The 21,430-nt window shown below is 62.8% G+C and carries 23 protein-coding genes; 19 read left to right on the forward strand and 4 right to left on the reverse strand.

Annotated features, from left to right (window positions below; genetic code table 11):
- Positions 1–2: 2 nt before the first annotated feature.
- The gene (ispH, locus tag ACZ5U1_RS01255; RefSeq protein WP_464779029.1) at positions 3–950 is read right to left on the reverse strand and encodes a 4-hydroxy-3-methylbut-2-enyl diphosphate reductase; all 948 of its coding nucleotides are present in this window, start codon (positions 948–950) and stop codon (positions 3–5) included.
- A 151-nt stretch (positions 951–1,101) separates the two neighbouring features.
- Between ispH and ACZ5U1_RS01260 the strand changes: the two genes are divergently transcribed.
- From ACZ5U1_RS01260 to ACZ5U1_RS01275, 4 genes are all read left to right on the forward strand, one after another.
- Entirely contained in the window at positions 1,102–1,710 is a 609-nt protein-coding gene (locus tag ACZ5U1_RS01260) for a hypothetical protein (RefSeq protein WP_464779931.1), read from the forward strand.
- 122 nt (positions 1,711–1,832) lie between these two features.
- Entirely contained in the window at positions 1,833–3,656 is a 1,824-nt protein-coding gene (gene argS, locus ACZ5U1_RS01265; RefSeq protein ID WP_464779030.1) for an arginine--tRNA ligase, read from the forward strand.
- A 20-nt stretch (positions 3,657–3,676) separates the two neighbouring features.
- Entirely contained in the window at positions 3,677–4,387 is a 711-nt protein-coding gene (locus ACZ5U1_RS01270) for an SPOR domain-containing protein (RefSeq protein ID WP_464779031.1), read from the forward strand.
- Between the two features lie 57 nt (positions 4,388–4,444).
- Positions 4,445–4,702, forward strand: a complete 258-nt coding sequence (locus ACZ5U1_RS01275; RefSeq protein WP_464779032.1) for an endonuclease domain-containing protein — start codon at positions 4,445–4,447, stop codon at positions 4,700–4,702.
- Between the two features lie 14 nt (positions 4,703–4,716).
- On the opposite strand, the gene ACZ5U1_RS01280 is transcribed toward ACZ5U1_RS01275, so the two are convergent.
- Positions 4,717–5,658, reverse strand: coding sequence for an IS110 family RNA-guided transposase (locus ACZ5U1_RS01280; protein WP_464777874.1), 942 nt, complete (start codon positions 5,656–5,658; stop codon positions 4,717–4,719).
- A 388-nt stretch (positions 5,659–6,046) separates the two neighbouring features.
- Between ACZ5U1_RS01280 and nagZ the strand changes: the two genes are divergently transcribed.
- The 6 genes from nagZ to tatC all read left to right on the forward strand — a co-directional run bounded on the left by nagZ (position 6,047) and on the right by tatC (position 10,248).
- Positions 6,047–7,060: a beta-N-acetylhexosaminidase gene (gene nagZ / locus ACZ5U1_RS01285; RefSeq protein ID WP_464779033.1), complete on the forward strand. Its 1,014-nt coding sequence runs from the start codon at positions 6,047–6,049 to the stop codon at positions 7,058–7,060.
- A 311-nt stretch (positions 7,061–7,371) separates the two neighbouring features.
- Complete coding sequence (locus ACZ5U1_RS01290; RefSeq protein ID WP_464779034.1) at positions 7,372–8,154, forward strand: segregation and condensation protein A; 783 nt, start codon at positions 7,372–7,374, stop codon at positions 8,152–8,154.
- A complete protein-coding gene (gene scpB, locus ACZ5U1_RS01295) occupies positions 8,154–8,744 on the forward strand; it encodes an SMC-Scp complex subunit ScpB (protein WP_449471322.1) in 591 nt (196 codons plus the stop codon). The genes ACZ5U1_RS01290 and scpB overlap by 1 nt, the downstream gene beginning before the upstream one ends.
- Before the next feature lie 28 nt (positions 8,745–8,772).
- The gene (locus ACZ5U1_RS01300; RefSeq protein WP_464779035.1) at positions 8,773–9,015 is read left to right on the forward strand and encodes a twin-arginine translocase TatA/TatE family subunit; all 243 of its coding nucleotides are present in this window, start codon (positions 8,773–8,775) and stop codon (positions 9,013–9,015) included.
- A 31-nt stretch (positions 9,016–9,046) separates the two neighbouring features.
- On the forward strand, positions 9,047–9,463 hold the full coding sequence (gene tatB, locus ACZ5U1_RS01305) for a Sec-independent protein translocase protein TatB (protein WP_464779036.1): 417 nt from the start codon (positions 9,047–9,049) through the stop codon (positions 9,461–9,463).
- A complete protein-coding gene (gene tatC, locus ACZ5U1_RS01310; protein ID WP_464779037.1) occupies positions 9,460–10,248 on the forward strand; it encodes a twin-arginine translocase subunit TatC in 789 nt (262 codons plus the stop codon). Before tatB ends, tatC begins: the two co-directional genes overlap by 4 nt.
- Before the next feature lie 49 nt (positions 10,249–10,297).
- On the opposite strand, the gene ACZ5U1_RS01315 is transcribed toward tatC, so the two are convergent.
- Entirely contained in the window at positions 10,298–10,426 is a 129-nt protein-coding gene (locus ACZ5U1_RS01315) for an entericidin A/B family lipoprotein (RefSeq protein WP_464779038.1), read from the reverse strand.
- Between the two features lie 341 nt (positions 10,427–10,767).
- Positions 10,768–11,682: a cell wall hydrolase gene (locus ACZ5U1_RS01320; protein WP_464779039.1), complete on the reverse strand. Its 915-nt coding sequence runs from the start codon at positions 11,680–11,682 to the stop codon at positions 10,768–10,770.
- A gap of 186 nt (positions 11,683–11,868) precedes the next feature.
- Here ACZ5U1_RS01320 and ACZ5U1_RS01325 point away from each other — a divergent pair, with 186 nt between their 5' ends.
- The 9 genes from ACZ5U1_RS01325 (at position 11,869) to mraY (ending at position 21,428) form a co-directional block, all read left to right on the forward strand.
- On the forward strand, positions 11,869–12,864 hold the full coding sequence (locus ACZ5U1_RS01325) for a cysteine synthase A (RefSeq protein WP_464779932.1): 996 nt from the start codon (positions 11,869–11,871) through the stop codon (positions 12,862–12,864).
- Between the two features lie 41 nt (positions 12,865–12,905).
- Entirely contained in the window at positions 12,906–13,211 is a 306-nt protein-coding gene (locus ACZ5U1_RS01330) for a hypothetical protein (protein ID WP_464779040.1), read from the forward strand.
- A 505-nt stretch (positions 13,212–13,716) separates the two neighbouring features.
- On the forward strand, positions 13,717–14,214 hold the full coding sequence (locus ACZ5U1_RS01335) for a division/cell wall cluster transcriptional repressor MraZ (RefSeq protein WP_464779041.1): 498 nt from the start codon (positions 13,717–13,719) through the stop codon (positions 14,212–14,214).
- Entirely contained in the window at positions 14,211–15,176 is a 966-nt protein-coding gene (rsmH, locus tag ACZ5U1_RS01340; RefSeq protein ID WP_464779042.1) for a 16S rRNA (cytosine(1402)-N(4))-methyltransferase RsmH, read from the forward strand. The genes ACZ5U1_RS01335 and rsmH overlap by 4 nt, the downstream gene beginning before the upstream one ends.
- Entirely contained in the window at positions 15,173–15,823 is a 651-nt protein-coding gene (locus tag ACZ5U1_RS01345) for a colicin transporter (protein ID WP_464779043.1), read from the forward strand. Before rsmH ends, ACZ5U1_RS01345 begins: the two co-directional genes overlap by 4 nt.
- Complete coding sequence (locus ACZ5U1_RS01350; RefSeq protein ID WP_464779044.1) at positions 15,823–17,535, forward strand: peptidoglycan D,D-transpeptidase FtsI family protein; 1,713 nt, start codon at positions 15,823–15,825, stop codon at positions 17,533–17,535. The genes ACZ5U1_RS01345 and ACZ5U1_RS01350 overlap by 1 nt, the downstream gene beginning before the upstream one ends.
- A 1-nt stretch (position 17,536) precedes the next feature.
- Positions 17,537–18,979: a UDP-N-acetylmuramoyl-L-alanyl-D-glutamate--2,6-diaminopimelate ligase gene (locus ACZ5U1_RS01355; RefSeq protein WP_464779045.1), complete on the forward strand. Its 1,443-nt coding sequence runs from the start codon at positions 17,537–17,539 to the stop codon at positions 18,977–18,979.
- Entirely contained in the window at positions 18,976–20,355 is a 1,380-nt protein-coding gene (locus tag ACZ5U1_RS01360; RefSeq protein WP_464779046.1) for a UDP-N-acetylmuramoyl-tripeptide--D-alanyl-D-alanine ligase, read from the forward strand. The genes ACZ5U1_RS01355 and ACZ5U1_RS01360 overlap by 4 nt, the downstream gene beginning before the upstream one ends.
- Positions 20,355–21,428 (forward strand): phospho-N-acetylmuramoyl-pentapeptide-transferase, encoded by a 1,074-nt coding sequence (gene mraY / locus ACZ5U1_RS01365; protein ID WP_449471341.1) that lies wholly within the window; start codon positions 20,355–20,357, stop codon positions 21,426–21,428. Before ACZ5U1_RS01360 ends, mraY begins: the two co-directional genes overlap by 1 nt.
- Positions 21,429–21,430 lie beyond the last annotated feature (2 nt).

Consider the following 21,430-nt stretch of genomic DNA (forward strand, 5'->3'; position numbering starts at 1 on the left):
CCTTATGCCGCTCCCAATTCGCGGGGAAGTTTGAACGAGATGGTTTCGCGCGCCGTCTCCACCTGCTCCTCCGTCACGTCGAATCGGGCGGCGAGCCGGTCCACGACTTCGCGCACCAATATTTCGGGGGCGGACGCGCCTGCGGTCAGGCCGAGGGTCGCTACATTCTCCAGCCATGCAAAATCGATGTCGTCCGCGCGCTGGATCAGCCGGGCTGGCGTGCCCTCGCGCTCGGCGACCTCGACCAGGCGCAGCGAGTTGGAGCTGTTGGGCGCGCCGATCACATAGACCGCGTCGCAGGCGGCGGCGATTGCCTTCACGGCCGCCTGCCGGTTCGACGTCGCGTAGCAGATGTCCTCGCCCTTGGGCGCGTGGATTGACGGGAATCGGCGCTGAAGCGTTTCGACAATCGCGGTGGTATCGTCCACCGACAGGGTGGTCTGGGTCAGGAAGGCAAGATTGTCGGGATTTTCCGGCGTAAAGCTCTCCGCATCCTCGACCGTTTCGATCAATGTCATGTTGCCCGCGTCAACCTGCCCGAAGGTGCCGACGACCTCCGGATGCCCCTTGTGGCCAATGAACAGGATATGGCGCCCTGCCTCGACCTGCCGTTCGGCCTGCCGGTGCACCTTGCTGACCAAGGGGCAGGTGGCGTCCAGATAATCAAGGCCGCGCTCTTCCGCCTTTGCGGGCACCGCCTTGGGCACGCCATGGGCAGAAAAGACCACGGGCACGCCGTCGGGCACCTGATCCAGTTCCTCGACGAAAATCGCGCCCTGCGCCCGCAGATTGTCCACGACATATTTATTATGGACGATCTCGTGCCGGACATAGACGGGCGCGCCATATTTCTCGATCGCCTTTTCGACGATGATGATGGCGCGGTCCACGCCAGCGCAAAAGCCGCGCGGGGCGGCGATCAATAGCTTTAAGGGAAGACGGGCGGTCATGGCTGCCGCTTAGGCCAATGTCGCGCCGGAAGGAAGGGGTGAGGGGAGGCACGTTCCTTTCGGTTGCGTGAGCGGCGGGGTATGGATAAGAAGCCCCAGCCTGTTCCCAAGGGATTGCCTCGTGACCTTTTCTCGACTTGCGCTGACCGGAATGCTCGCCCTTGCCCTTGCGGGCTGCTCGCGCCGGGGAGAAATCGATGCCACGGGTGGCGTCGTCGCCGTCCGCTCGGCCTGCCCGACCGCCGCGATCCCCGCCTATACGGGTGACGTGACGCTGTTCAATCCTGCTGGCAGCACCGATGCCCGCGCGATCGATGTGGTGGCGAACATCACAGACCTGCGCGCCACCTGTGCGGAAGGCGCGCAATTCTACAGCGAGGCGAGCTTCACGGTGAACGCCCGCCGCTCCGACGCCACCGCCGCGCGGCAGGTGACGCTGCCTTTCTTCTCCGCCGTGGTGCGTGGCGGCAACGCCGTCGTCGCCAAGCGCGTCGGTCAGGTCGTGCTGGACTTCCCAGCAGGCCAGTATCGCGCCAGCGCGACCGCCAAGGCAGGCTCTTTCGTTGACAAGGCCGCAGCGACGCTGCCCGCCGACATTCAGGCGAAGATCACGCAGAAGCGCAAGGCGGGCGATGCCGACGCGGCGATCGACCCCTTCGCCCAGCCCGACGTCAAGGCGGCGCTGCAACGAACCAGCTTTGAACTGCTCGTGGGTTTCAACCTGACCCAGGACCAGCTCCGATATAACGCGACACGTTAAGAGCGAACCTTAATCTTCCGTTCGCCCTGAGCTTGTCGAAGGGCTCTACTTCTTGCAGGGAAGGATGAGGCTTCGATTTTAGCCCAGCCCGGACGGGTCTTGTGCTTTTCGAGGAAACACCCTTGTCTCTCTACATTCGTTTCACTGCCCATCTGAACGCCGTGCTCGACGCGCTGGAGGCGGACGGCACGCTGCCCGCTGGCCTCAACCGCAAGCCCGTCACCGTCGAGCCGCCCCGCGATCCCAGCCATGGCGACCTCGCCACCAACGCAGCCATGGTGCTTGCCAAGCCCGCAGGCACCAACCCGCGCGCGCTGGCGGAAAAGATCGTCGCGGGCCTTGAAAAGCTGGACGAGGTGGAAAGCGCCACCATCGCTGGTCCCGGCTTCATCAACCTGACGCTGACCGACGCCACCTGGCGCGCCGAACTCGCCGCCATCCATGCCGAAGGCGCTGATTACGGCCGGTCGGACACGGGCAAGGGCGTCACCGTCAACGTCGAATATGTCTCCGCCAACCCCACCGGCCCCATGCATATGGGCCACTGCCGGGGCGCAGTGGTCGGTGACGCCCTTGCCACCCTGCTCGAATATGCCGGGCACAAGGTCATCCGCGAATATTATATCAACGACGCGGGCGGCCAGGTCGATGTGCTCGCCCGCTCAGTCTACGTCCGATACTGGCAGAATGTGATGAAATGGGAAGGGGACATTCCAGAAGGAATTTATCCTGGATTTTCAATTCCCCTGCTTAACAATTTCCCTAGAGACGCAGAAGAATTCAAGACACCGGTCGATCTAGCCTTAGAAAATAATCGGCTTTATCCTGGTGAATACTTAAAGCCAGTTGCTAGCAAACTGGCGCTCGAATTCGGTGAAAAATTCATCGGTGCTCCTGAGAGCGAATGGCTGACCCTGTTCCGTACCACAGCCGTTGCCGCCATGATGGAGATGATTCGGGCTGACCTAGAGCTGTTGGGGATCGTTCACGACATCTTCACATCCGAAGCCGAACTACAGGCCGCCGGAAAGCCCGAAGCCGCCGAAAAGTGGCTGCGCGACCATGATCTCGTCTATGACGGCGTCCTCGAAGCGCCCAAGGGCGAAACGCCCGAAGATTGGGAGCCGGTCGAACTTCCCTTGTTCCGCTCCACCAAATTCGGCGACGATCAGGACCGCCCGATCAAGAAGTCGAACGGCGCCTGGACCTATTTCGGCGCCGACATGGCTTATCATTTCCAGAAGGCGCAGACCGCCGACCAGCTGATCGACATCTGGGGCGCCGACCATGCCGGTACGGTGAAGCGCATCCAGGCCGCCGTCGCCGCGCTGACCGAGGGCAAGGCGCGCTTCGACGTCAAGCTCATCCAGATGGTCCGCCTGCTGCGCGATGGCGAGCCGGTGAAGATGTCCAAGCGCGCGGGCAATTTCGTGACGCTGGCCGATGTCGTCCGCGAAGTGGGCAAGGACGTGGTCCGCTTCACCATGTTGACCCGCAAGGCTGATGCCCAGATGGACTTCGACTTCGCCAAGGTGGTGGAGGCGTCGAAGGACAATCCGGTCTTCTACGTCCAATACGCCCACGCCCGCATTTCCTCGCTCGGCCGCCGCGCCGAAGAGGCACAAATTGCACTTCCCGCGCCCGACCTGTCCCGCCTTGGGACTGAAGAACTTAACCTTGTTAAGTTAGCGGCGCAGTTCCCACGGGTGGTGGAAGGGGCTGCATCGGCCCGTGAGCCGCATAGAATCGCTTTTTATCTCAACGACTTGGCTTCTGAATTCCACAGCTGGTGGAATTTGGGGAACGACAATCCGCGTGCCCGCGTCATCCTGACGGACGATCCGGACGTAACTTCTGCGCGCCTTTTCTTAAGCCGTGGAATCGGGCAAATCATCCGTAATGGCCTTGCCCTGATGGGCGTGGCTGCGTTGACGGAAATGCAATAGCCAGGCGGAGGCACGGATAAATGGGCGACTTTGCGAGGGGGCGGCTCGATCTCGACGATGACGAGCGTCTGCCCTGGCTGGAGCCTGGTATCGAGGATGAGGAGGATGAGGGCCTGTCCCCCGTCCGCCTGCTCGGCTTCATCCTGGTTGCGCTTGTCCTGTTCGGTGGCGTGATTGCTGGCGTCTGGCTGCTGAAGAATCGGTCGACCGACGGCGGCGAAGGCAAGCTGATCGCCGCACCTGCTGGCGATTACAAGGTTCCCGCGCGCGAGGCCGATGCCAGGAAGTTCGAGGGTGAGGGCGATGCGAGCTTCGCCGCCAGCGAAGGCGTCGCACGCGACGGCCGCATCGATCCCAGCCGGGTGCCCGAAGCGCCCGTGACCGCCACCACGCCTGCAAAAACGCGTCAGGCCGTGCCCGGCAAGCCGTCGCAGAGCGTGACCGCGCGTGTGGCTGACGAAACTAACGTTCGGCCCGCTGCAACCCAGCCCGTCCGCAAGGGCGGCGCGGTGATCCAGCTCGGCGCCTATGGCAGCCAGTCCGGCGCGCGCGACGCCTGGGCGCGCCTCTCCAAACGCTTCGCCTATCTCGCTCCGCTCACCATGTCGGTGGAACCTACAGAAGTCGGTGGCAGCACCCTCTACCGCCTGCGCGCGACGGCGGGGGCTCAGGCAAATACGCTCTGCGGCAAGCTCAAGGTTGCTGGTGAGAGTTGCATCGTGGTGAACTAAGCTGCCCCTAACTCCCTCTCCCCTTCAGGGGAGAGGGCTGGGGAGAGGGGAACAACGGTGCGAGATCGAAAATCGCTAGGTTTTGCAAAGCAGCTGCGATCTACCCTAACCCCTGCCGAAGCTCGCCTCTGGTATCACCTGCGCGCGAAGCGCTTCTCCGGGGCCAAGTTCCGCCGCCAGACCGTGATTGGCCCGTACATAGCCGACTTCACGTGTCGAGCTGCGATGCTCGTAATAGAGATTGACGGCGACACCCATGGCTCGACCGTCGAATATGACGCGGAACGCACCCTCTATCTCAAACAACAAGGCTAGAGTATCCGTGATGATCAAGCTGGAGATTGCATCCAGCATCGATCGGCTTTGAGCAGGGCGTTCGCGGTGACGACGAGCTTTCGCATGACGGCGGTGATGGCGATCTTGGCGGGCTTCCCGGCAGTAACGAGCTGCTGATATTTTGCCTTGAGATCGGGATTGTACCGGGCGGCGACGAGGGCCGGCATATAGAGAGCCTGCCGCACGTTGGCGCGTCCGCCACGGATGAAGCTCTTGCCTTTCCATTGTCCGGACTGTCGAGCGACGGGGGCGAGACCGGCGAGGGATGCGGCCTGCTTATTCTCGAGGCTGCCGAGTTCGGGCATGGTGGCGATGAGCTGGTTGGCGGTCAGCGTTCCGACGCCGGCGATGCTGGTGAGGATCTCATGCCGGCGGGCGAGCGCGGCATCCGCGGCGATCAGGTTGGCGATCTCGGTATCGAGCGCCTCGATATGCCGATCGATCTGCTCGAGCCGCTGCCGGCACTGGCGCTTGAGGAAGGCGATGGTGAGGTTCTTCTCGCGATTCTTGAGCGCGGTGCGATCGCGCACGAGGCCGTCTCGGGCATTGATGAGCTCCGCCATCTGCGCCTGCTGTGCGCTTCGAGCGGGTCTGACCGGCGGCTGCAAGGTGGCCGCCATACGGGCCAGCAACATGGCATCGATGCGATCGGTCTTGGCCAGAGTGCCAGTCGCTTGGGCGAAGCGCCGGGCGCGCTCTGGGTTGAGCTTAACGCAGGGCCAGTCGGCCAGAGCCGCCTCCAGCGCTCGATGGTAGGTTGCGGTTGCCTCATAGGCGATCCGCTCGACCGGCCATTGTCGCAGCCAGGCGATCAGCGCCTTGTGGCCCTTGGCGGTGTTGGCGAACTGACGTTCGGCGCCGGCAGGGTGGACATGGCAGTCGAGGCTCGCTTTGGAGATGTCGATGCCGATCGTCTGTGGTAGATTGTCGCTCATCTTTTCCGCTATCCCATGCTTGTCATCCGGGTCCAAAACCCCGGTATCCGTTCGGGCCTGATGGAAAAGAAAGGGGCGATCCTACTCTAGCCCGGTCCCACAACGACCGGCGTTTTCACGATCCGTCCCCTTCCGCCCGGGCCGGGGTGGCCACCCCGGCCCGGGCAATCCAGCATGACCCAAACGGACCGCAATGTCATAAGACAAGCGTCATCCGCTTCACTAACGCCGATGTTATACACAACCTTGAAGCCGTCCTATCCACGATAGCGCAGCGCTTTCCCCTCTCCCCAACCCTCTCCCCTGAAGGGGAGAGGGAGTAATCCGGGCCTCGTACCCCCAACAACCCCTTCGACACGACGCTCCTTCGCCGCTACCATCCTGCCTCATGAAACCGGTAATCTTCGGCCTCTCTGGCGAGACGCTAACTGCTGACGAACGCGCCTTCTTCGCCGACGCCCAGCCTGCGGGCTATATCCTCTTTCGCCGCAACATCGCCGATCGCGCCCAATTGCGTGCGCTCACGGACGACCTGCGCGCCCTCCATGGCCGCGACGATCTGCTGATCATGATCGATCAGGAAGGGGGTCGCGTCGCCCGCATGCAGGCGCCCGTCTGGCCCAACTTCCCGCCCGGCGCGGTGTTCGACCGGCTCTATGACATCGCCCCGTCGAGCGCGATCGCCGCCGCCCGCGCCAATGCGCACGCCATCGCGGCGACGCTGGCCGAGGTAGGCATCAATGTCGATGCTCTCCCCCTGCTCGACGTGCGGCAGGACGGGGCCAGCGACATCATGGGCGACCGCACGCTGGGCGCCGAGCCGATGCGGGTCGCCGCGCTTGGCCGTGCCATCATCGAAGGATTGGCGAGGGGCGGGGTCGTCGGCATCGTCAAGCATATGCCGGGCCATGGCCGAGCGATGGTGGACAGTCATCATGAGCTGCCGATCGTAACCGCGAGCGAGGAAGAACTCGCCATTGACCTCGCGCCCTTCCAGGCGTTGAAGGACGCAGCCATCGGCATGACCGCCCACGTCATCTATACCAATTGGGACCCGGACTTGCCCGCCAGCCTTTCCGCCTCGGTGATCGAAACGATCATTCGTCAGCGGATCGGCTTTAACGGCCTGCTCATGTCGGACGACCTCGACATGAAGGCGCTGAACGGCAGCATTCCTGAATTGGCGGCAGGCGTCGTCGCGGCCGGGTGTGACCTGGCGCTCAACTGTTGGGCGCGAATGGACGACATGATCGGCATCGCCAATAGTCTTCCCGATATCAGCACGCAGTCAAAAGCCCGGCTGGACCGCGCCATGGCGTCGGCGAAACTCGATCAGGACAGCCTGCCCCTTGAACAACTGCTTGCCACCCGCGACAGCCTGCTCTCCGTGGTGGCTGCGTGAAGGCGAACGCCATCTGCCACCTTCCGGCGGAGCCGCTTCAATGTTCGCGCAGAGCCCGCCGAGGACGCAGAGATGCAGCATCGCGCTTTCTCTGCGCCTTCTGCGGGCTCTGCGCACATAAATTTTCACGCGGAGGCGTGGAGACGCGGAGGGGCGGTGTCACCGGCGAAGCCGCTAATCCCGCTACCTTCACTCTCACTTTCCAGGCAACTTTCAGAGCGCTGCGCTCGCCCCAAACCCTCCGCGTCTCCGCGCCTCCACGTGAGAAATCGCTCTTCGCACGGCCTACACGCCAGAGAGCCGCCTGAACCATGGAAGACCTCTTCATCCCTCCACCGCAGCCACGCGAAGACATGTTGACCGTCAGCTTCGAAAGCTGGGAAGGACCGCTCGATCTTCTCCTCGCGCTGGCCCGCTCGCAGAAGGTCGACCTGCGCGAAATCTCCATCCTCGCGCTGGTCGAACAATATCTGGCTCATATTGAGGGCGCGCGGAAGCTGAAGCTGGAGCTGGCGGCCGATTATCTGGTGATGGCGGCGTGGCTCGCTTACCTCAAGTCCTCGCTGCTGTTGCCCAAGCAAGCCCAGCCTGATCCCAACCCCGACGAACTGGCGCTGCGCCTGCAATTGCGGCTTCAGCGGTTGCAGGCCATGCGGGAAGCCGGTGCCCGCCTGATGGCGCGCGACCGCGTCGGCCGGGACGTGTTCGTCCGCCCCCGTCCGGAGGGACTACGCCTGGTGCGCAAGGCGAGATGGGCCGCCAGCCTTTACGATCTCCTGCAATGTTACGGGCAGGTACGCGCGCGGACGCGGCCTGTCGTTCACATGGTCGTCGCCCGGCCGGTGATGACCCTTGACGAAGCCATCCAGCGGGTCGGCGCGCTGGTCGGGTCGGCGATCGACTGGACGGTGCTGGAATCCTTCCTGCCCGATGGTCAGGATGGGCCGATGGCGAAGTCCGCGCTCGCCAGCAGCTTTGTCGCGGCGCTGGAACTGGCGCGGCAGGGGCGGCTGGAAATTCAGCAGGACGGCATTTTCGAGCCCATTTACCTGCGCGCCGCGCTGCCGGAACAGAATGGGGGACGTTTGTTGTAATGCAGGAACCGGACGATTTCATGCGCGCGGTGGAGGCCGCCCTGTTCGTTGCTGAACATCCGTTGACCACCGTCGAACTGCGGCAACATGTGGGGGATGCCGGGGACATCGCCGCCGTGCTTGCCGCGCTGTCGGATCATTATGCCGGGCGGGGCATCAATCTGGTCGAACGCGGCGGGCGCTGGCATTTTCAAACGGCGGCGGACCTTGCCCATATCCTGCGGCGGGAAAAGGATGAGACGCGCAAGCTGTCCCGCGCGGCGATGGAGACGCTCGCCATCATCGCCTATCATGAACCTGTCAGCCGCGCGGAGGTAGAGGCTATTCGCGGCGTGCAGGTGGCCAAGGGAACGCTGGACGTGCTGATGGAAGCGGGCTGGGTCCGGCCAGCGGGCAGGCGGGAAGTGCCCGGGCGCCCGCTAATCTATGCCACCACGCACGAATTTCTGTCACATTTCGGGCTTAGCAGCCGCCGGGATCTGCCGGGCATGGATGATCTGCGCGCTGCCGGATTGCTCGATCCGGTCGATCTTGCGCTGGAGGGCCTGGGGGCTCAATCCGTTCTGGAAAATGATGAGGAAGAAGCCTAGAAAGGGCTTTCTTCAGGAGAAAGTTAAAATGGGTTCCTTTTCGTTGATGCACTGGGTCATCGTTCTCCTGGTGGTCATGCTGCTGTTTGGTGGTGGCCGGATTTCCGGGCTGATGGGCGACGTTGCCAAGGGCATCAAGAGCTTCAAGAAGGGCATGGCCGACGATGATGACGACGCCGCGTCCGCCAAGCCCGCTACGCGGATCGAAGGACATCGTGTTCCTGAGCAGGACGCACCGACCGCCACGTCCGAAGAAAAGACCAAGGCCTGATTTTCATTTCACGCCCAAGCGGTAGGCGCGCATGTTCGATATCGGCTCGACCGAACTCCTGCTGATCGTGATCATTGCGGTGATCGTGATCGGTCCGAAGGATTTGCCGCGTGCCTTGTACAAGGTCGGGCAGGTCGTCGGCAAGGCGCGTGGAATGGCGCGCCATTTTCGCACAGGCATCGATGCCATGGTGCGGGAAGTCGAGATGGAGGAACTGGAAAAAAAGTGGGCTGACCAGAACCGGCGGATCATGCAGGAACATCCGGCCGCCGCTCCCGCGATGGAGCCGTTGCCGGAGTCCTCGGCCGATGGCGCGGCGCCTGCCACCACGCCTCCGCCGCCCTTTGTCGCCCAATCGGCACCCGCTGCTCCGGCCCCCGCCGCTGACGGCCCACCCTATATCGCGGCGCAGTCCGCTCCGGCCGGTAAGGGCGACGCGCAGGCATGAAGGACATTGACGATACCAAAGCGCCGCTGCTCGACCATCTGATCGAACTGCGTGGACGGCTGATGAAATGCGTGTGGGCGCTGCTGCTTACCGGTGTGGTCTGCTTTTACTTTTCGGACAAGCTGTTCGCCTTTCTGGTGCATCCGTTGAAGGAAGCTTTTGGCGATGGGGGCGGGCGGCTTGTCTATACCAAGCTGTACGAGGCCTTTTTCGTGCAGGTGAAGGTGGCGATCTTCGGCGCTTTCTGCCTGTCCTTCCCGATCATCGCGAACCAGCTCTGGGCCTTCATCGCGCCGGGCCTTTATGCCAAGGAAAAGAAGGCCTTATTGCCGTTTTTGGTGATGACGCCGGTCCTGTTCCTGATGGGCGCGAGCCTCGCTTATTATGTGGTGATGCCCACGGCTTTCCATTTTTTCCTGCAATTTCAAGGCGATAGTGGGGGTCTCGCGGTAGAGGCCCTCCCCAGTACTGACGCCTATCTTACGTTGGTCATGCAGTTCATTCTTGCATTCGGCATCAGTTTCCTGATGCCCGTCCTGCTGATGCTGCTCAACCGCGCTGGTTTCGTCACCCGCGCCCAACTAATCAGTCTGCGCCGCTACATGATCGTCGGCGCCTTCATCCTCGCCGCTGTACTGACGCCGCCCGACGTCGTGTCTCAGCTGATGCTCGCCATTCCGCTGCTGCTGCTTTACGAGATCACGATCGTCGCGATCTGGTTTACCGATCGCAAGCAGTCGCGTGAAGCAGCCACGGAAGAGAGCGCGGACGCTTCCACGAGCTAAAAAAAAGGCCCGCCATAGGCGGGCCGCAAGGGTGGGAGCCTTTTGCTGTTTACTTCGCGGCGTCTTCCACAGCCTCGCCAGCGCTCTGCACGTCTTTGCCTGCGCCTTCGACGGTGTTGCACGCAGCTACCATCAGCGAACCGGTAAGCAGCAGAGCGGCAAGGATCTTCTTGGTCATGGTCGTCTCCTGGTAAAAAACTTGAGCCGGACGCCGTCGCTATCCAGCGGCGAGGAAGAGAACCCACGGCCGTGAAATACGTTCCGCTTCCGGAAATATCTCTGGTTTTCAATGGAAAACCCCCGAAAAGTCTGAGCCCGGAACGCGTCGGGGGGGGGGATGCGTTCCGGGCTCATGTTTTTTGGATAGCAAGAGCGGGGGGCAAAAGATTTGCTATCCGGTATGCAGAACCCTCCATCGCGATATTTGGTTCCGCTGTTTTTAAACTCAGCTATATTTTTTATTTTATAGCAAAATCAGTCATTTGGATAACGCGTGGAAAATATCTCACGCTATTTCCTTCAGATGAGCGGTCGCCCGCTGTTTCTGTATTCGGGCCGGATGGTGGACGGCGGGAGCGTGTCTTGAGATGCCGGGGGCGGGGTGACGATAGGTGCTGTGACATCCGCGCCGACGGGTTCGGCAAAGTGCTCAGCGGCGCGTGGACTGCTCGGCCAAGCGCGAAGAGAGGGGCCTGACTGCCATTCCCGGCCGGGATAGGGAATGCGAAACGCCGCTTCCGTTCCGTGAAAGCCGGGCATCTGATAGAAGATGTGCGCGCCGATCACGGCGACGGCGCGCTTTGACGCAGCCCATCCTGGCCGGACTGCCAGCGTGTGGTAGAAGGTCGCGAGCCCCACCGGGGCATAGACACGGCCCGCGAGCGCCTGTTCCGCTATGCGTCGGGCGCGCGCCCAGCTTTGCACATGGTTGGCCCGGCCCATGGAGCCATCGCAACTGAAGGTGAATTGGCACAGGGAATCGGTGCGCTCCGACCCCTGATAGACGACACCGCAGACGCTATGCGGCCAGAGCGGATTGCGAACGCGGTTGAGAACGACCTGAGCGACGGCGCGCTGGCCTTCTTCGGGTTCGTTGCCGGCCTCATAATAGATGGCGGAGGTCAGGCAGTTGATTGCCCGATAGCTGTCCAGCGGCGTTTGCCCGCGAAAGGCTGCGGCTGGAGCGGCATCGACGGTGTCGAGCTTCAGGACATGTGGGCTGTTGCCGGGTGAAGCGGGCAGATCCTGAAAGACGCCGTCGACGAAGAAGTAGGCGGAGCCGGGGAAATTTTCGCCCGGCCTCTCCGCGACAGCATCGCGTGCCGCCGCGTCTGCCAGCATATCGAGCGGAGCGGCCGTGATCAGGCGCGGCAAGGCAAGCGCGACCAGCGCTAGCGCTGCCAATGCCATATGCCATAATCGCGCGCGTGCCATGTCTGAAGCCGTCTGCTCTCACAAATTCATCGCGGCGGTGTGCCGCACGCCCCCTCTTTAGCGCAAAAGCCTTGCCACTTTCTTCCCGGCCGATGCGATCATTGCGCGGCATTGCAAACGGGCTCTTTGGGTGGATCAGCATTCCCTTGCTTGGCAAGCGTGCATCCGCTCCGCTATGCGTGGAATATGCTGGTTCAGAATGATAGCCTCGCCCTGATTGGCAACACGCCGCTGGTACGCCTTGCCGGTCCATCGGAAGAGACGGGCTGCGACATTTTCGCCAAGTGCGAATTCGCCAATCCCGGCGCGTCGGTGAAAGACCGTGCCGCGCTCTTCATCGTCAATGACGCCGAAGAAAAAGGGCTGCTGAAACCTGGCGGCACGATCGTGGAAGGGACGGCGGGCAATACCGGCATCGGCCTGGCGCTGGTCGCCAATGCGAAGGGCTACAAGACGATCATCGTCATGCCCGAGACCCAGAGCCGGGAGAAGATGGACACGCTGCGCGCACTGGGTGCCGAACTGGTGACAGTGCCTGCCGCAGCCTATTCCAACCCCGGTCATTTCGTCCACACGTCGCGCCGGATTGCCGAAGAGACGGAGAATGCGGTCTGGGCCAATCAGTTCGACAATATCGCGAATCGCAAGGCGCATATCGTCGGCACGGCCGAGGAAATCTGGCAGCAGCTGGACGGGCAGATTGATGGCTTTACCTGCGCGGCGGGCACTGGCGGCACGATCGCGGGTGTCGGCCTGGGCCTCAAGGCGCATGACGAGAATATCACGATCGCGCTGACCGATCCCCATGGCGCTGCGCTTTATAATTATTATGCGCATGGCGAGTTGAAGGCCGAAGGGTCGTCAGTCGCGGAAGGGATCGGACAGGGTCGTATCACCGCGAATCTGGAAGGCGCGCCGATCGACACCCAGTTCCGCATCTCGGATGAGGAAGGGCTGCACTGGGTCGAACGATTGCTGGCGGAGGAGGGGCTTTGCCTTGGCCTGTCCTCCGGGATCAACGTCGCAGGCGCGGTGGCGCTGGCGAGGGAGCTGGGGCCAGGCAAGCGGATCGTCACCATCCTGTGCGACACGGGCTTCCGTTATCTGTCGACCCTCTACAATCGTGAGTGGCTGGAAGCGAAGGGCTTGACGGTCTTCCCCTGGCTCGCGCACAATCGCTGATCGCCGACAAGGGTCGCGGCGACAAGATAAAGAGCGCTTTGATGGCTGAACATCCCCGCCGACAGGAAGGGTTGCAGCGTGTCCAGATCGGCCTGACGGGGCTGGCGGGCGTGGTGCTCCTCGTAGGTTTGGCGAATATCGTGATCGAAAAGGCGCGGATCGATGATCCGGCGGTGCCGCCGCCGACCGTGCCCACTTTGGACGTCAATGCAGTCGCGCCCAAGGAGCCTTTGGCGGAGCTGGGCGTGCAGCCCGCGCCGGAACAACAGCCGATCGTTCCGGATCTTCAGCCCGACCCCAATCTGCGCAAGCCGATGGATCGCGATCCACAGCCATCCGGCCGCTGAAAACCCGAACCGGGCCGCGCATTGCATAAGGCGGCGCTACGCACATTTGCAATGCTTTGGCTGGGGCCGACGCTGGTCCTGCTGGCTGGCTTGCCGCCATTGTTGCGGATGGGGCAGGTGGACGTGCGAAGCTGGATGTGGCGAGCGTCGAATCTTATTCTCTTCGCTCTTTTATTTACTCTCAGGCGCCGATCGCTTCGTGCCATCGGGGAGGGATATTCTGGGCAATGTTGGGAGGGGTCGCTTTGAGGCGGAGGCTGGGTTCGACTGAGCTGCATATGTCCGGTTCAAAACGCCGTCCGGTGGCCGAAACATGACTTAGAACCAGAACAAAACGGGATTTCCCAAAATCTCCCGACTTTTCCCTTTTCTTGTGGCCCCGTGCTTGGTATCTAATTCGCATAGGGGTTTGTCAGGCTTTGCTAGTCCTGCGCACCGGGCCGCAATGACGCGGGTTGGTGAGCGGCTGCCTGCGCCCTGCGAACAGAGGGGCAGCAGTCCGCACGTGCCGGAAATCATTCTCTTTACAGGCAACGCGTTCAGCGTAGCGGACGGCAAAGGCCGTTTCGTGCTGCCTTTGGAGATGCGTCGGCAGGTCAAGCTGTCCAGCGGCGGCGAAACGCGGCTTTATCTCTCCGTTCATGGCGACAACCCCTGCGCCACGGGCTTTGGAGAATCGCATCGCCGTTTCCTGTTCACCGAGGTCGAGGAGCTGGCTCGCGAAGCGCGCGCGCAGGGTCGCGACTATAATGCCGATCTGGAGCTGGAACGCCGACTCGGCACGATCGAGGAGGTGAATTTCGACGACGGCGGCCGTTTCGCCATGCATCCGGACATCAAGGATGAATATGGCATCACCGACGCTGTCTTCTTCTATGGCGTTGGCCGCTACATCCAGATCTGGAAGCCGGAAACGCTGGTCGATAGCAAGGATCGTCCGGAATTGATCCGCAACAAGGTGCGTCGCTGGCTGGACCAGCGGATGGCGGGGGACGGCAAGTGACCGCTCCTGCCGATCTGGATCGTCACATCCCGGTTCTGCTCAATGAAGTGCTTCATGCCCTCGCCATCAACCCCGGCGAGATTCATGTGGATGGCACGTTCGGCGCGGGCGGCTATTCCAGTGCGATGGCGGCGCAGGGCGCGAAGGTTTTTGCCTTCGACCGCGATCCCGATGCCATTCGGGAAGGCGAGGCGCTGGCGACGGAGAAGGGTATCACCCTTATCGCCGGGGAATTTTCCCGGATGGAGCAATTGCTGGCTGATCGGGGCATCAATTCCGTCGCAGGCGTGACGCTCGACATCGGCGTGTCCTCGATGCAGCTCGACCGGCCGGAGCGCGGCTTTTCCTTTCAGGCGGACGGCCCCCTCACCATGACGATGAGCCAGAGCGGGATGAGTGCCGCCGATTTCCTGAACAATGCCCCTGAGCAGGAGATTGCCGACGTCCTCTATCGCTATGGCGAGGAGCCGCGCTCGCGCCGGGTGGCCCGCGCGATCGTGGAGGCTCGCCCGTTGGAGCGCACCGGTCAGCTTGCCAGCGTCGTTCGTCGGGCACTGGGCCACAAGCCGCATGACAAGAAGGACCCGGCAACCCGCACCTTCCAGGCGATCCGCATCCATGTGAATCGCGAGCTGGAAGAATTGGAGCGTGGGCTGGAAGCCGCGGAAGCGATGCTGGAAGAGGGTGGTCGATTGGCCGTGGTGACTTTCCACAGCTTGGAAGATCGTATCGTCAAGCAGTTCTTGCGCCAGCGCAGCGGTGGTGAAGGCGCTGGATCGCGCCACCTGCCGGAACGCAAAGCGGCCGCCGAGCCTACCTTTCACAAACCAGCCAAAGCTATTCGCCCCGGCGAGGCAGAGCTGGCCCGCAACCCGCGTGCACGCTCCGCGACCCTGCGCAGCGCCGTTCGTACATCAGCCGCCATTCCTTCCCGGTCCAGTTCCAGGAGCGCCCGCCCATGATCGCGGTGAAGAGGTTGCAGAGCCTGATCTGGATACTGCTCGTCGCGCTGGGTGCGCTTGGCGCCTATCTGGTATCGCTGAAGGTCGCGACCGAGCGTAACGAACTGATGAAGGTGCAGGCGCAGATCGCGCGGGCGCGGGCGGACATTCGCTATCTGGAAACGGAATTCAGCGCGCGGGCCAGCATGCGGCAGCTGGAGCGGTGGAATCAGGATGATTTCATGTACGCAACGCCCACCGCCCAGCAGTATCTGGGCGGTGAGCGGGCGCTGGCTAACCTCGACGGCATCCAGCCCAATGGCCCCGATTATATCGCGCCGCCTGTGATGGTGGCGATGGTCGAAAGCCCCGCCGACCTGCCATCTGCGCCGCAGGCCGCCCCGGCGAGTCCCGCAGCTACCCAGATCCGCAGCGATATTGCGGTGATCCGTGAAGCGCATGCGGCTGACAATGTTGAAAAGATTGCCAAACCGGCCGCCAAGACCGCTGCCGAAAAGGCGAAGGACGATGCCGACGTGTCGAAGCCCAATCCGGTGGCTCGCCGTGCGGAGCGGATGGCGATGCTGGATGCCAAGCTGCTTGACGACAGCACCATGGGCGACATCAGCGCCAAAGCGGCGCGCGAACGCAAGAAAGGCGCGCGCTGATGGCAACGATCATCGTTCAGCCGGGCGGCGCCAGGGCAGGCAAGCAGCGGGTTGACCTGACGGCGGTTGCGCACAACCGGCTGATGTTGCTGCTGATCCTGTTCATGGCAATCACGGCGGTGGTAATTCTGCGGCTCACCTGGGTGGGCATCTTCGCGCATGGCGCAAGCGGCGATGGCGCCGTTTCGGGCCTGCTTCCCGCCCGCGCCGACATTGTCGATCGCAATGGCGTGCCCCTTGCCCGCACGATGGATGCCTATTCCATCGCCGTGCGCCCGTCGAAGCTGATTGGTGAGCCTGCCGAGCTTGCGCGCAAACTTCACGAAATTTTCCCCGACGAGCCAGAAGCGGCTTTCTACAAGAAGCTGACGGGCAAGGGCTGGGCCTATCTGCGCCGCCGCGCGCTGCCGGAAGAAGTTGCGGCGGTGAATGCGCTGGGCGAGATCGGCATCGAATTTCCCCGTGAGAAGGAACGGCTGTATCCGCAGCGCAGCCTGGCTGCGCATGTGCTCGGCTTTGCGCCTAATGCCGACGGGCAGGGCGGCATGGGGGTGGAGGCGGCGTTCAATGACCGGCTGACCGATCCGGCGCTGCGTGGTCAGCCTTTTGCCATTTCGATCGACAGCCGGGTGCAGGGCGCGCTCGAAAGCGAACTTTATGCGCAGATGGTCGCGCAAAATGCCAGGGGCGCAGGCGGCATCATCATGGACGCGAACACCGGGGAAGTGATCGCGATGGCGTCGATCCCCGTGTTCGATCCCAACAAGCTTCAGAATTACGCGGGCAAGAATTGCAGCGAATCGCCGCTCTGCAACCACATGGTTCAGGCGCGCTACGAACTGGGTTCGACCTTCAAGCCGCTGTCGATCGCCGAGGCGATGAATCGTGGCGTCGTCACCTCCATGGGCAAGCGTTACGATGCGACCGCGCCGCTGGCTGTGGCCGGTTTCAAGATCAAGGACGACCACGCGCTCGGCCGCTGGCTCAATGTGCCCGAAATATTGGTGCACAGTTCCAACATCGGAACGGCACGGATCGCCGATGAAATGGGCGCCGCGCCCATGCAGCAGCTGTTCCGCAACCTGCAATTCGACCAGCGCGCGCCCATTGAGCTGAAAGAACGCGCCAAGAGCATCTGGCCTTATAATTGGGGCCGCATCACGACGATGACCGTGTCCTATGGTCATGGCATCGCCGTGACGCCGCTGCACCTCGCCACCGCTTACGCCGCGCTAGTGAATGGCGGCATCTGGCGGCCTGCGACCTTGCGCAAGCTGCACACCAATGAGGTGCCCGAAGGCCATCGCGTCTTTTCCGCCGCCACCAGCGCGCGGATGCGGCAGCTGTTGCGGATGATCGTCGCGGCGGGTACAGGTCGCAGCGCCGACGCCAAGGGATTCCGGGTGGGCGGCAAGACGGGTTCCGCCGAGAAGCCTGAAGAAGGCCGGTACAACAAGAGTTCACTGGTGACGACTTTCGCGTCCGCATTTCCGATGGATAATCCCCGCTACGTCGTGCTGACGATGATGGACGAGCCCAAGGGCAACGCGCAGACTTTCGGTCTGCGCACGGCTGCCTGGACCGCCGCGCCGGTGGTCAAGCGCGTGATCGAACGCACTGCGCCGATGTTGGGCGTGCTGCCTGACGAGCGGCGGGACGTCGATATTTCCGACCTCATGCCCCTGCTTGGGCAGGACAAGGACAAGGATTGAGATGCGCCTCGGGTCGCTTATCGAGGGGCTGGATGTGAAGCTCGACGCCGGGGTGCCGATGGACGCTTCGGTGTCGGGCTTCGCGATCGATAATCGGAAGGTTGCGCCGGGCACGGTCTTTGGCGCCTTCCAGGGACTGCGGGTGAATGGCGAGAATTTTATTGCCGACGCCGTGCGCGCGGGTGCTGTTGCGGTCGTCGCGCGGCCAGAGGCGAAGGTGGAGGGGGCGGTCCATATCGCCCATGACAACCCCCGCCGCCTCTTTGCCTTGCTTGCCGCTCGCTATTTCGCACCTTTCCCAGAGGTAACCGTTGCCGTCACCGGCACCAACGGCAAGACATCGACCGTGGAACTGGCCCGCCAGCTATGGCGGATGCTGGGCCATCATTCCGCTTCGATCGGCACGCTCGGCGTCACCACCTCGGTCGATCAGGTGTCGACGGGGCTGACGACGCCGGACATCGTGACGTTCCTGTCAAACATGTCGGGCTTGAAGCGCGAGGGCATTACCCACGCAGCCTTCGAGGCTTCGAGCCATGGCCTTGCGCAATATCGGACGGAGGGCCTGCCGGTGTCGGCGGCCGCTTTCACCAACCTGTCGCGCGATCATCTCGATTATCATGGCGACATGGACAGCTATTTCGACGCCAAGATGCGGCTGTTCGACGAAGTGGTCGCGCCCGACGGCGCGGCGGTCGTCTGGGCCGACGACGCATGGTCCGAAAAGGTCATCCAGCGAGCTACGAAGCGGGGGCTTCGTGTGCTGAGCGTCGGGGTGCAGGGGCAGGCTTTGCGCCTTGCCAACCGCACCCCGACCCAGTTGGGCCAGACGCTGGAAGTCGAGGCTGGGGGTAGGCTCTACAAGGTCAACCTGCCGCTGATCGGAGCCTATCAGGCCGCTAATGCCCTGACCGCTGCTGCCCTCGTGATCGCCGGTGGCGAGGATGTGGCCAAAGTTCTGGAACTGCTTGGCCGGGTTCAGCCTGTGCGCGGTCGTCTGGAACGCGCGGTGATCACCAAGGCGGGCGCCCCTGTCTATGTCGATTATGCGCATACGCCCGATGGACTGCGCGCCGCAATCGAAGCGCTGCGGCCCCATACGCGCGGCAAGCTGATTGCGCTGTTCGGCGCTGGCGGCGATCGCGACGCTGGCAAGCGGCCGCAGATGGGCAAGGTTGCCGCAGAGCTGGCTGATCATGTCATCGTCACGGATGATAATCCCCGGTCGGAAGATCCGTCCGCCATCCGCGCCGCCGTCATGGCGGGGGCGTCGGGCGCGGAGGAAATCGGTGGCCGCCGCGCCGCCATCGCCGCCGCCATTGCGCGGGCCGGAGGGGATGATATCGTGCTGCTCGCGGGCAAGGGGCATGAACAGGGGCAGATCATCGGCGATCGGGTGTTACCGTTCGACGATGTTACTGTTGCCCGGGAGTGCGCTGGGTGAGCGAGCTTTGGACTTCCGAGGAAATAGCGCAGGCTACAGGGGGTGCCGCTTCGGCACCCTTCGCCGTTTCGGGCGTCGCCTTCGATAGCCGCGAAGTGACGAATGGTGACTTGTTCGTTGCGATGAAGGGCGAGACGACGGACGGCCATCATTTCATCGACAAAGCTTTCGGCCAGGGCGCCGCTGGCGCGATCGTCAGCGAACCTGTTTCTCAACCTCATATATTGGTCCCCGACAGTGCCGCTGCGCTGGAAGCGCTGGGTCGCGCTTCGCGTACGCGCATGCAGGGCAAGGTGGTCGGGGTCACGGGGTCAGTCGGCAAGACCGGCACCAAGGAAGCCTTGTTTCAAGCGCTGGACCGCATTTGCTCGGGTCAAGTGCATCGTTCGGTCAAGAGCTATAATAATCATGTCGGTGTGCCGCTCAGCCTGTCGCGCATGCCCCGTGCGTCGGCCTTTGGCGTCTTCGAAATGGGCATGAACCATGCCGGTGAACTGGCGCAGCTGACGCGGCAGGTGCGGCCGCATGTCGCCATCGTGACCGCCATCGCCCCGGCGCACATCGAATTTTTCGGCACCGAAGAGAAGATCGCGCAGGCCAAGGCGGAGATATTCGAAGGGCTTGAGCCCGACGGCACGGCGGTCATCCCCTATGACAGCCCGCATGTCGCGACGCTCTACGCGAAGGCAGAGCAGCATGCCTCCCGCATCCTGACCTTCGGTTTTGACGAAGAGGCCGATGTGCGCGCGCGTGATATGGTTCCGGCGGCGAATGGCGGCACATTGGTCACGGCTACGCTGCCCAGCGCCGAACTCTGCTTCACCGTGGGTGCGCCCGGCGAACATTGGGTTTCCAACGCGCTGGCCGTGCTGGCGGCGGTCGAGGCATTGGGCGGCGATCTGGCTGCTGCGGGTCTGGCGCTCGCCGAAATGCCGGGTCTGCCGGGCCGTGGCGAGCGGCGGTCTGTCGCGGTCACAGGCGGTGAAGCGCTGCTGATCGATGAAAGCTACAATGCCAATCCGCTAAGCATGGCCGCCACGCTCAAGCAGTTGGGCAGGGAAAATGCGAGCCGTCGCATCGCCGTGCTGGGCGGCATGCGCGAACTGGGCGATCGCAGCCACGAACTCCATGCCGGGCTCGCCGAGCCGCTTGCCGCCGGTCAGGTCGACTACGCCATTCTGGTGGGCGATGAAATGAAACCGCTGGCCGAGGCGCTGCATGGCCAGCAGTTGGCCTTTGATCATGTGCCGGATACGGCGGCCGCCACCAATCTCATTCGGACGGAAATGCGCGCTGGCGACGCCATATTGGTAAAGGGCTCGAACGGCATCGGCCTGTCGCGCCTGGTCGCCGCGCTTGGGGAACATAGGAACTGATGCTCTACTGGCTCGCCCAGACCATGGATTTCGCGGGGGTTTTCAACCTCATCCGCTATCTGAGCTTCCGCGCGGGCGCGACGATTGCGACGGCTTTCATCATTGGCCTTGTGCTGGGTCCGCGCTTCATCGGTTGGCTTCGGGTGCGGCAGGGCAAGGGGCAGCCGATCCGTGATGATGGTCCGCAGACCCATCTGGCAAAGCGCGGCACGCCGACCATGGGCGGGCTGATGATCCTCACCTCCATGATCACATCGGTGCTGCTCTGGATGGACCTGTCGTCCATCTACGTCTGGGCATGCCTGTTCGTGACGCTGGGCTTTGGTGCGATCGGTTTTCTGGACGATTATGACAAGGTGACGAAGGCCAGCCACAAGGGGCTATCCGGCAAGATGCGCCTGGCGTTCGAGTTCCTGATTGCGGGCATAGCGGCCTGGTTGATCGTCAACCAGCATGGGAATACGGCGCTTTACCTGCCATTCTATAATGGCCCGGCGATCGAGCTTGGCCCCTTCTACTTCCTCTTCGCCGCCTTTGTGATCGTGGCGTTCGGCAACGCTGTGAACCTGACCGATGGTCTCGATGGCCTTGCGACCATGCCGGTTATCATCGCTTGCATGGCGTTCATGGCGATCGTTTATCTGGTCGGTCGCGCGGACTTTGCGGCCTATCTTGGCATCCCGCATGTGCCGGGCGCGGGCAATCTCACCATATTGTGCGGTGCGATCATTGGGGCAGGCCTAGCCTTCCTCTGGTTCAACGCCCCGCCTGCCGCCGTCTTCATGGGCGACACCGGCAGCCTTGCTCTTGGCGGCACGATCGGCGTCATCGCGGTGACCGCGCACCATGAAATCGTGTTGGGCGTGATCGGCGGCCTGTTTGTGGTCGAGGCGATGAGCGTGATCATCCAGGTGTTCTTCTACAAGCGCACCGGGAAGCGCGTGTTCAAGATGGCGCCGATCCACCATCATTTCGAGCAGCTGGGCTGGGCCGAGCCGACGGTCGTGATCCGGTTCTGGATCATCTCTTTCGTGCTGGCCCTTGCCGGTCTCGCCACGCTGAAGCTGCGGTGAGC

This window comes from Sphingobium sp. TomTYG72 (assembly GCF_055394715.1).

Excerpts from the sequence above, each read along its gene's own strand:
- ACZ5U1_RS01330 (WP_464779040.1), top strand. The coding sequence starts at position 12,906 with ATGGCTGAACATCCCCGCCGACAGGAAGGGTTGCAGCGTGTCCAGATC.
- mraY (WP_449471341.1), top strand. The coding sequence starts at position 20,355 with ATGCTCTACTGGCTCGCCCAGACCATGGATTTCGCGGGGGTTTTCAAC.
- ACZ5U1_RS01355 (WP_464779045.1), top strand. The coding sequence starts at position 17,537 with ATGCGCCTCGGGTCGCTTATCGAGGGGCTGGATGTGAAGCTCGACGCC.
- ACZ5U1_RS01350 (WP_464779044.1), top strand. The coding sequence starts at position 15,823 with ATGGCAACGATCATCGTTCAGCCGGGCGGCGCCAGGGCAGGCAAGCAG.
- ACZ5U1_RS01280 (WP_464777874.1), bottom strand. The coding sequence starts at position 5,658 with ATGAGCGACAATCTACCACAGACGATCGGCATCGACATCTCCAAAGCG.
- ACZ5U1_RS01290 (WP_464779034.1), top strand. The coding sequence starts at position 7,372 with ATGGAAGACCTCTTCATCCCTCCACCGCAGCCACGCGAAGACATGTTG.
- ACZ5U1_RS01345 (WP_464779043.1), top strand. The coding sequence starts at position 15,173 with ATGATCGCGGTGAAGAGGTTGCAGAGCCTGATCTGGATACTGCTCGTC.
- tatB (WP_464779036.1), top strand. The coding sequence starts at position 9,047 with ATGTTCGATATCGGCTCGACCGAACTCCTGCTGATCGTGATCATTGCG.
- ACZ5U1_RS01270 (WP_464779031.1), top strand. The coding sequence starts at position 3,677 with ATGGGCGACTTTGCGAGGGGGCGGCTCGATCTCGACGATGACGAGCGT.
- ispH (WP_464779029.1), bottom strand. The coding sequence starts at position 950 with ATGACCGCCCGTCTTCCCTTAAAGCTATTGATCGCCGCCCCGCGCGGC.
- tatC (WP_464779037.1), top strand. The coding sequence starts at position 9,460 with ATGAAGGACATTGACGATACCAAAGCGCCGCTGCTCGACCATCTGATC.
- ACZ5U1_RS01325 (WP_464779932.1), top strand. The coding sequence starts at position 11,869 with ATGCTGGTTCAGAATGATAGCCTCGCCCTGATTGGCAACACGCCGCTG.
- scpB (WP_449471322.1), top strand. The coding sequence starts at position 8,154 with ATGCAGGAACCGGACGATTTCATGCGCGCGGTGGAGGCCGCCCTGTTC.
- ACZ5U1_RS01315 (WP_464779038.1), bottom strand. The coding sequence starts at position 10,426 with ATGACCAAGAAGATCCTTGCCGCTCTGCTGCTTACCGGTTCGCTGATG.
- ACZ5U1_RS01260 (WP_464779931.1), top strand. The coding sequence starts at position 1,102 with ATGCTCGCCCTTGCCCTTGCGGGCTGCTCGCGCCGGGGAGAAATCGAT.
- ACZ5U1_RS01300 (WP_464779035.1), top strand. The coding sequence starts at position 8,773 with ATGGGTTCCTTTTCGTTGATGCACTGGGTCATCGTTCTCCTGGTGGTC.
- ACZ5U1_RS01320 (WP_464779039.1), bottom strand. The coding sequence starts at position 11,682 with ATGGCACGCGCGCGATTATGGCATATGGCATTGGCAGCGCTAGCGCTG.
- nagZ (WP_464779033.1), top strand. The coding sequence starts at position 6,047 with ATGAAACCGGTAATCTTCGGCCTCTCTGGCGAGACGCTAACTGCTGAC.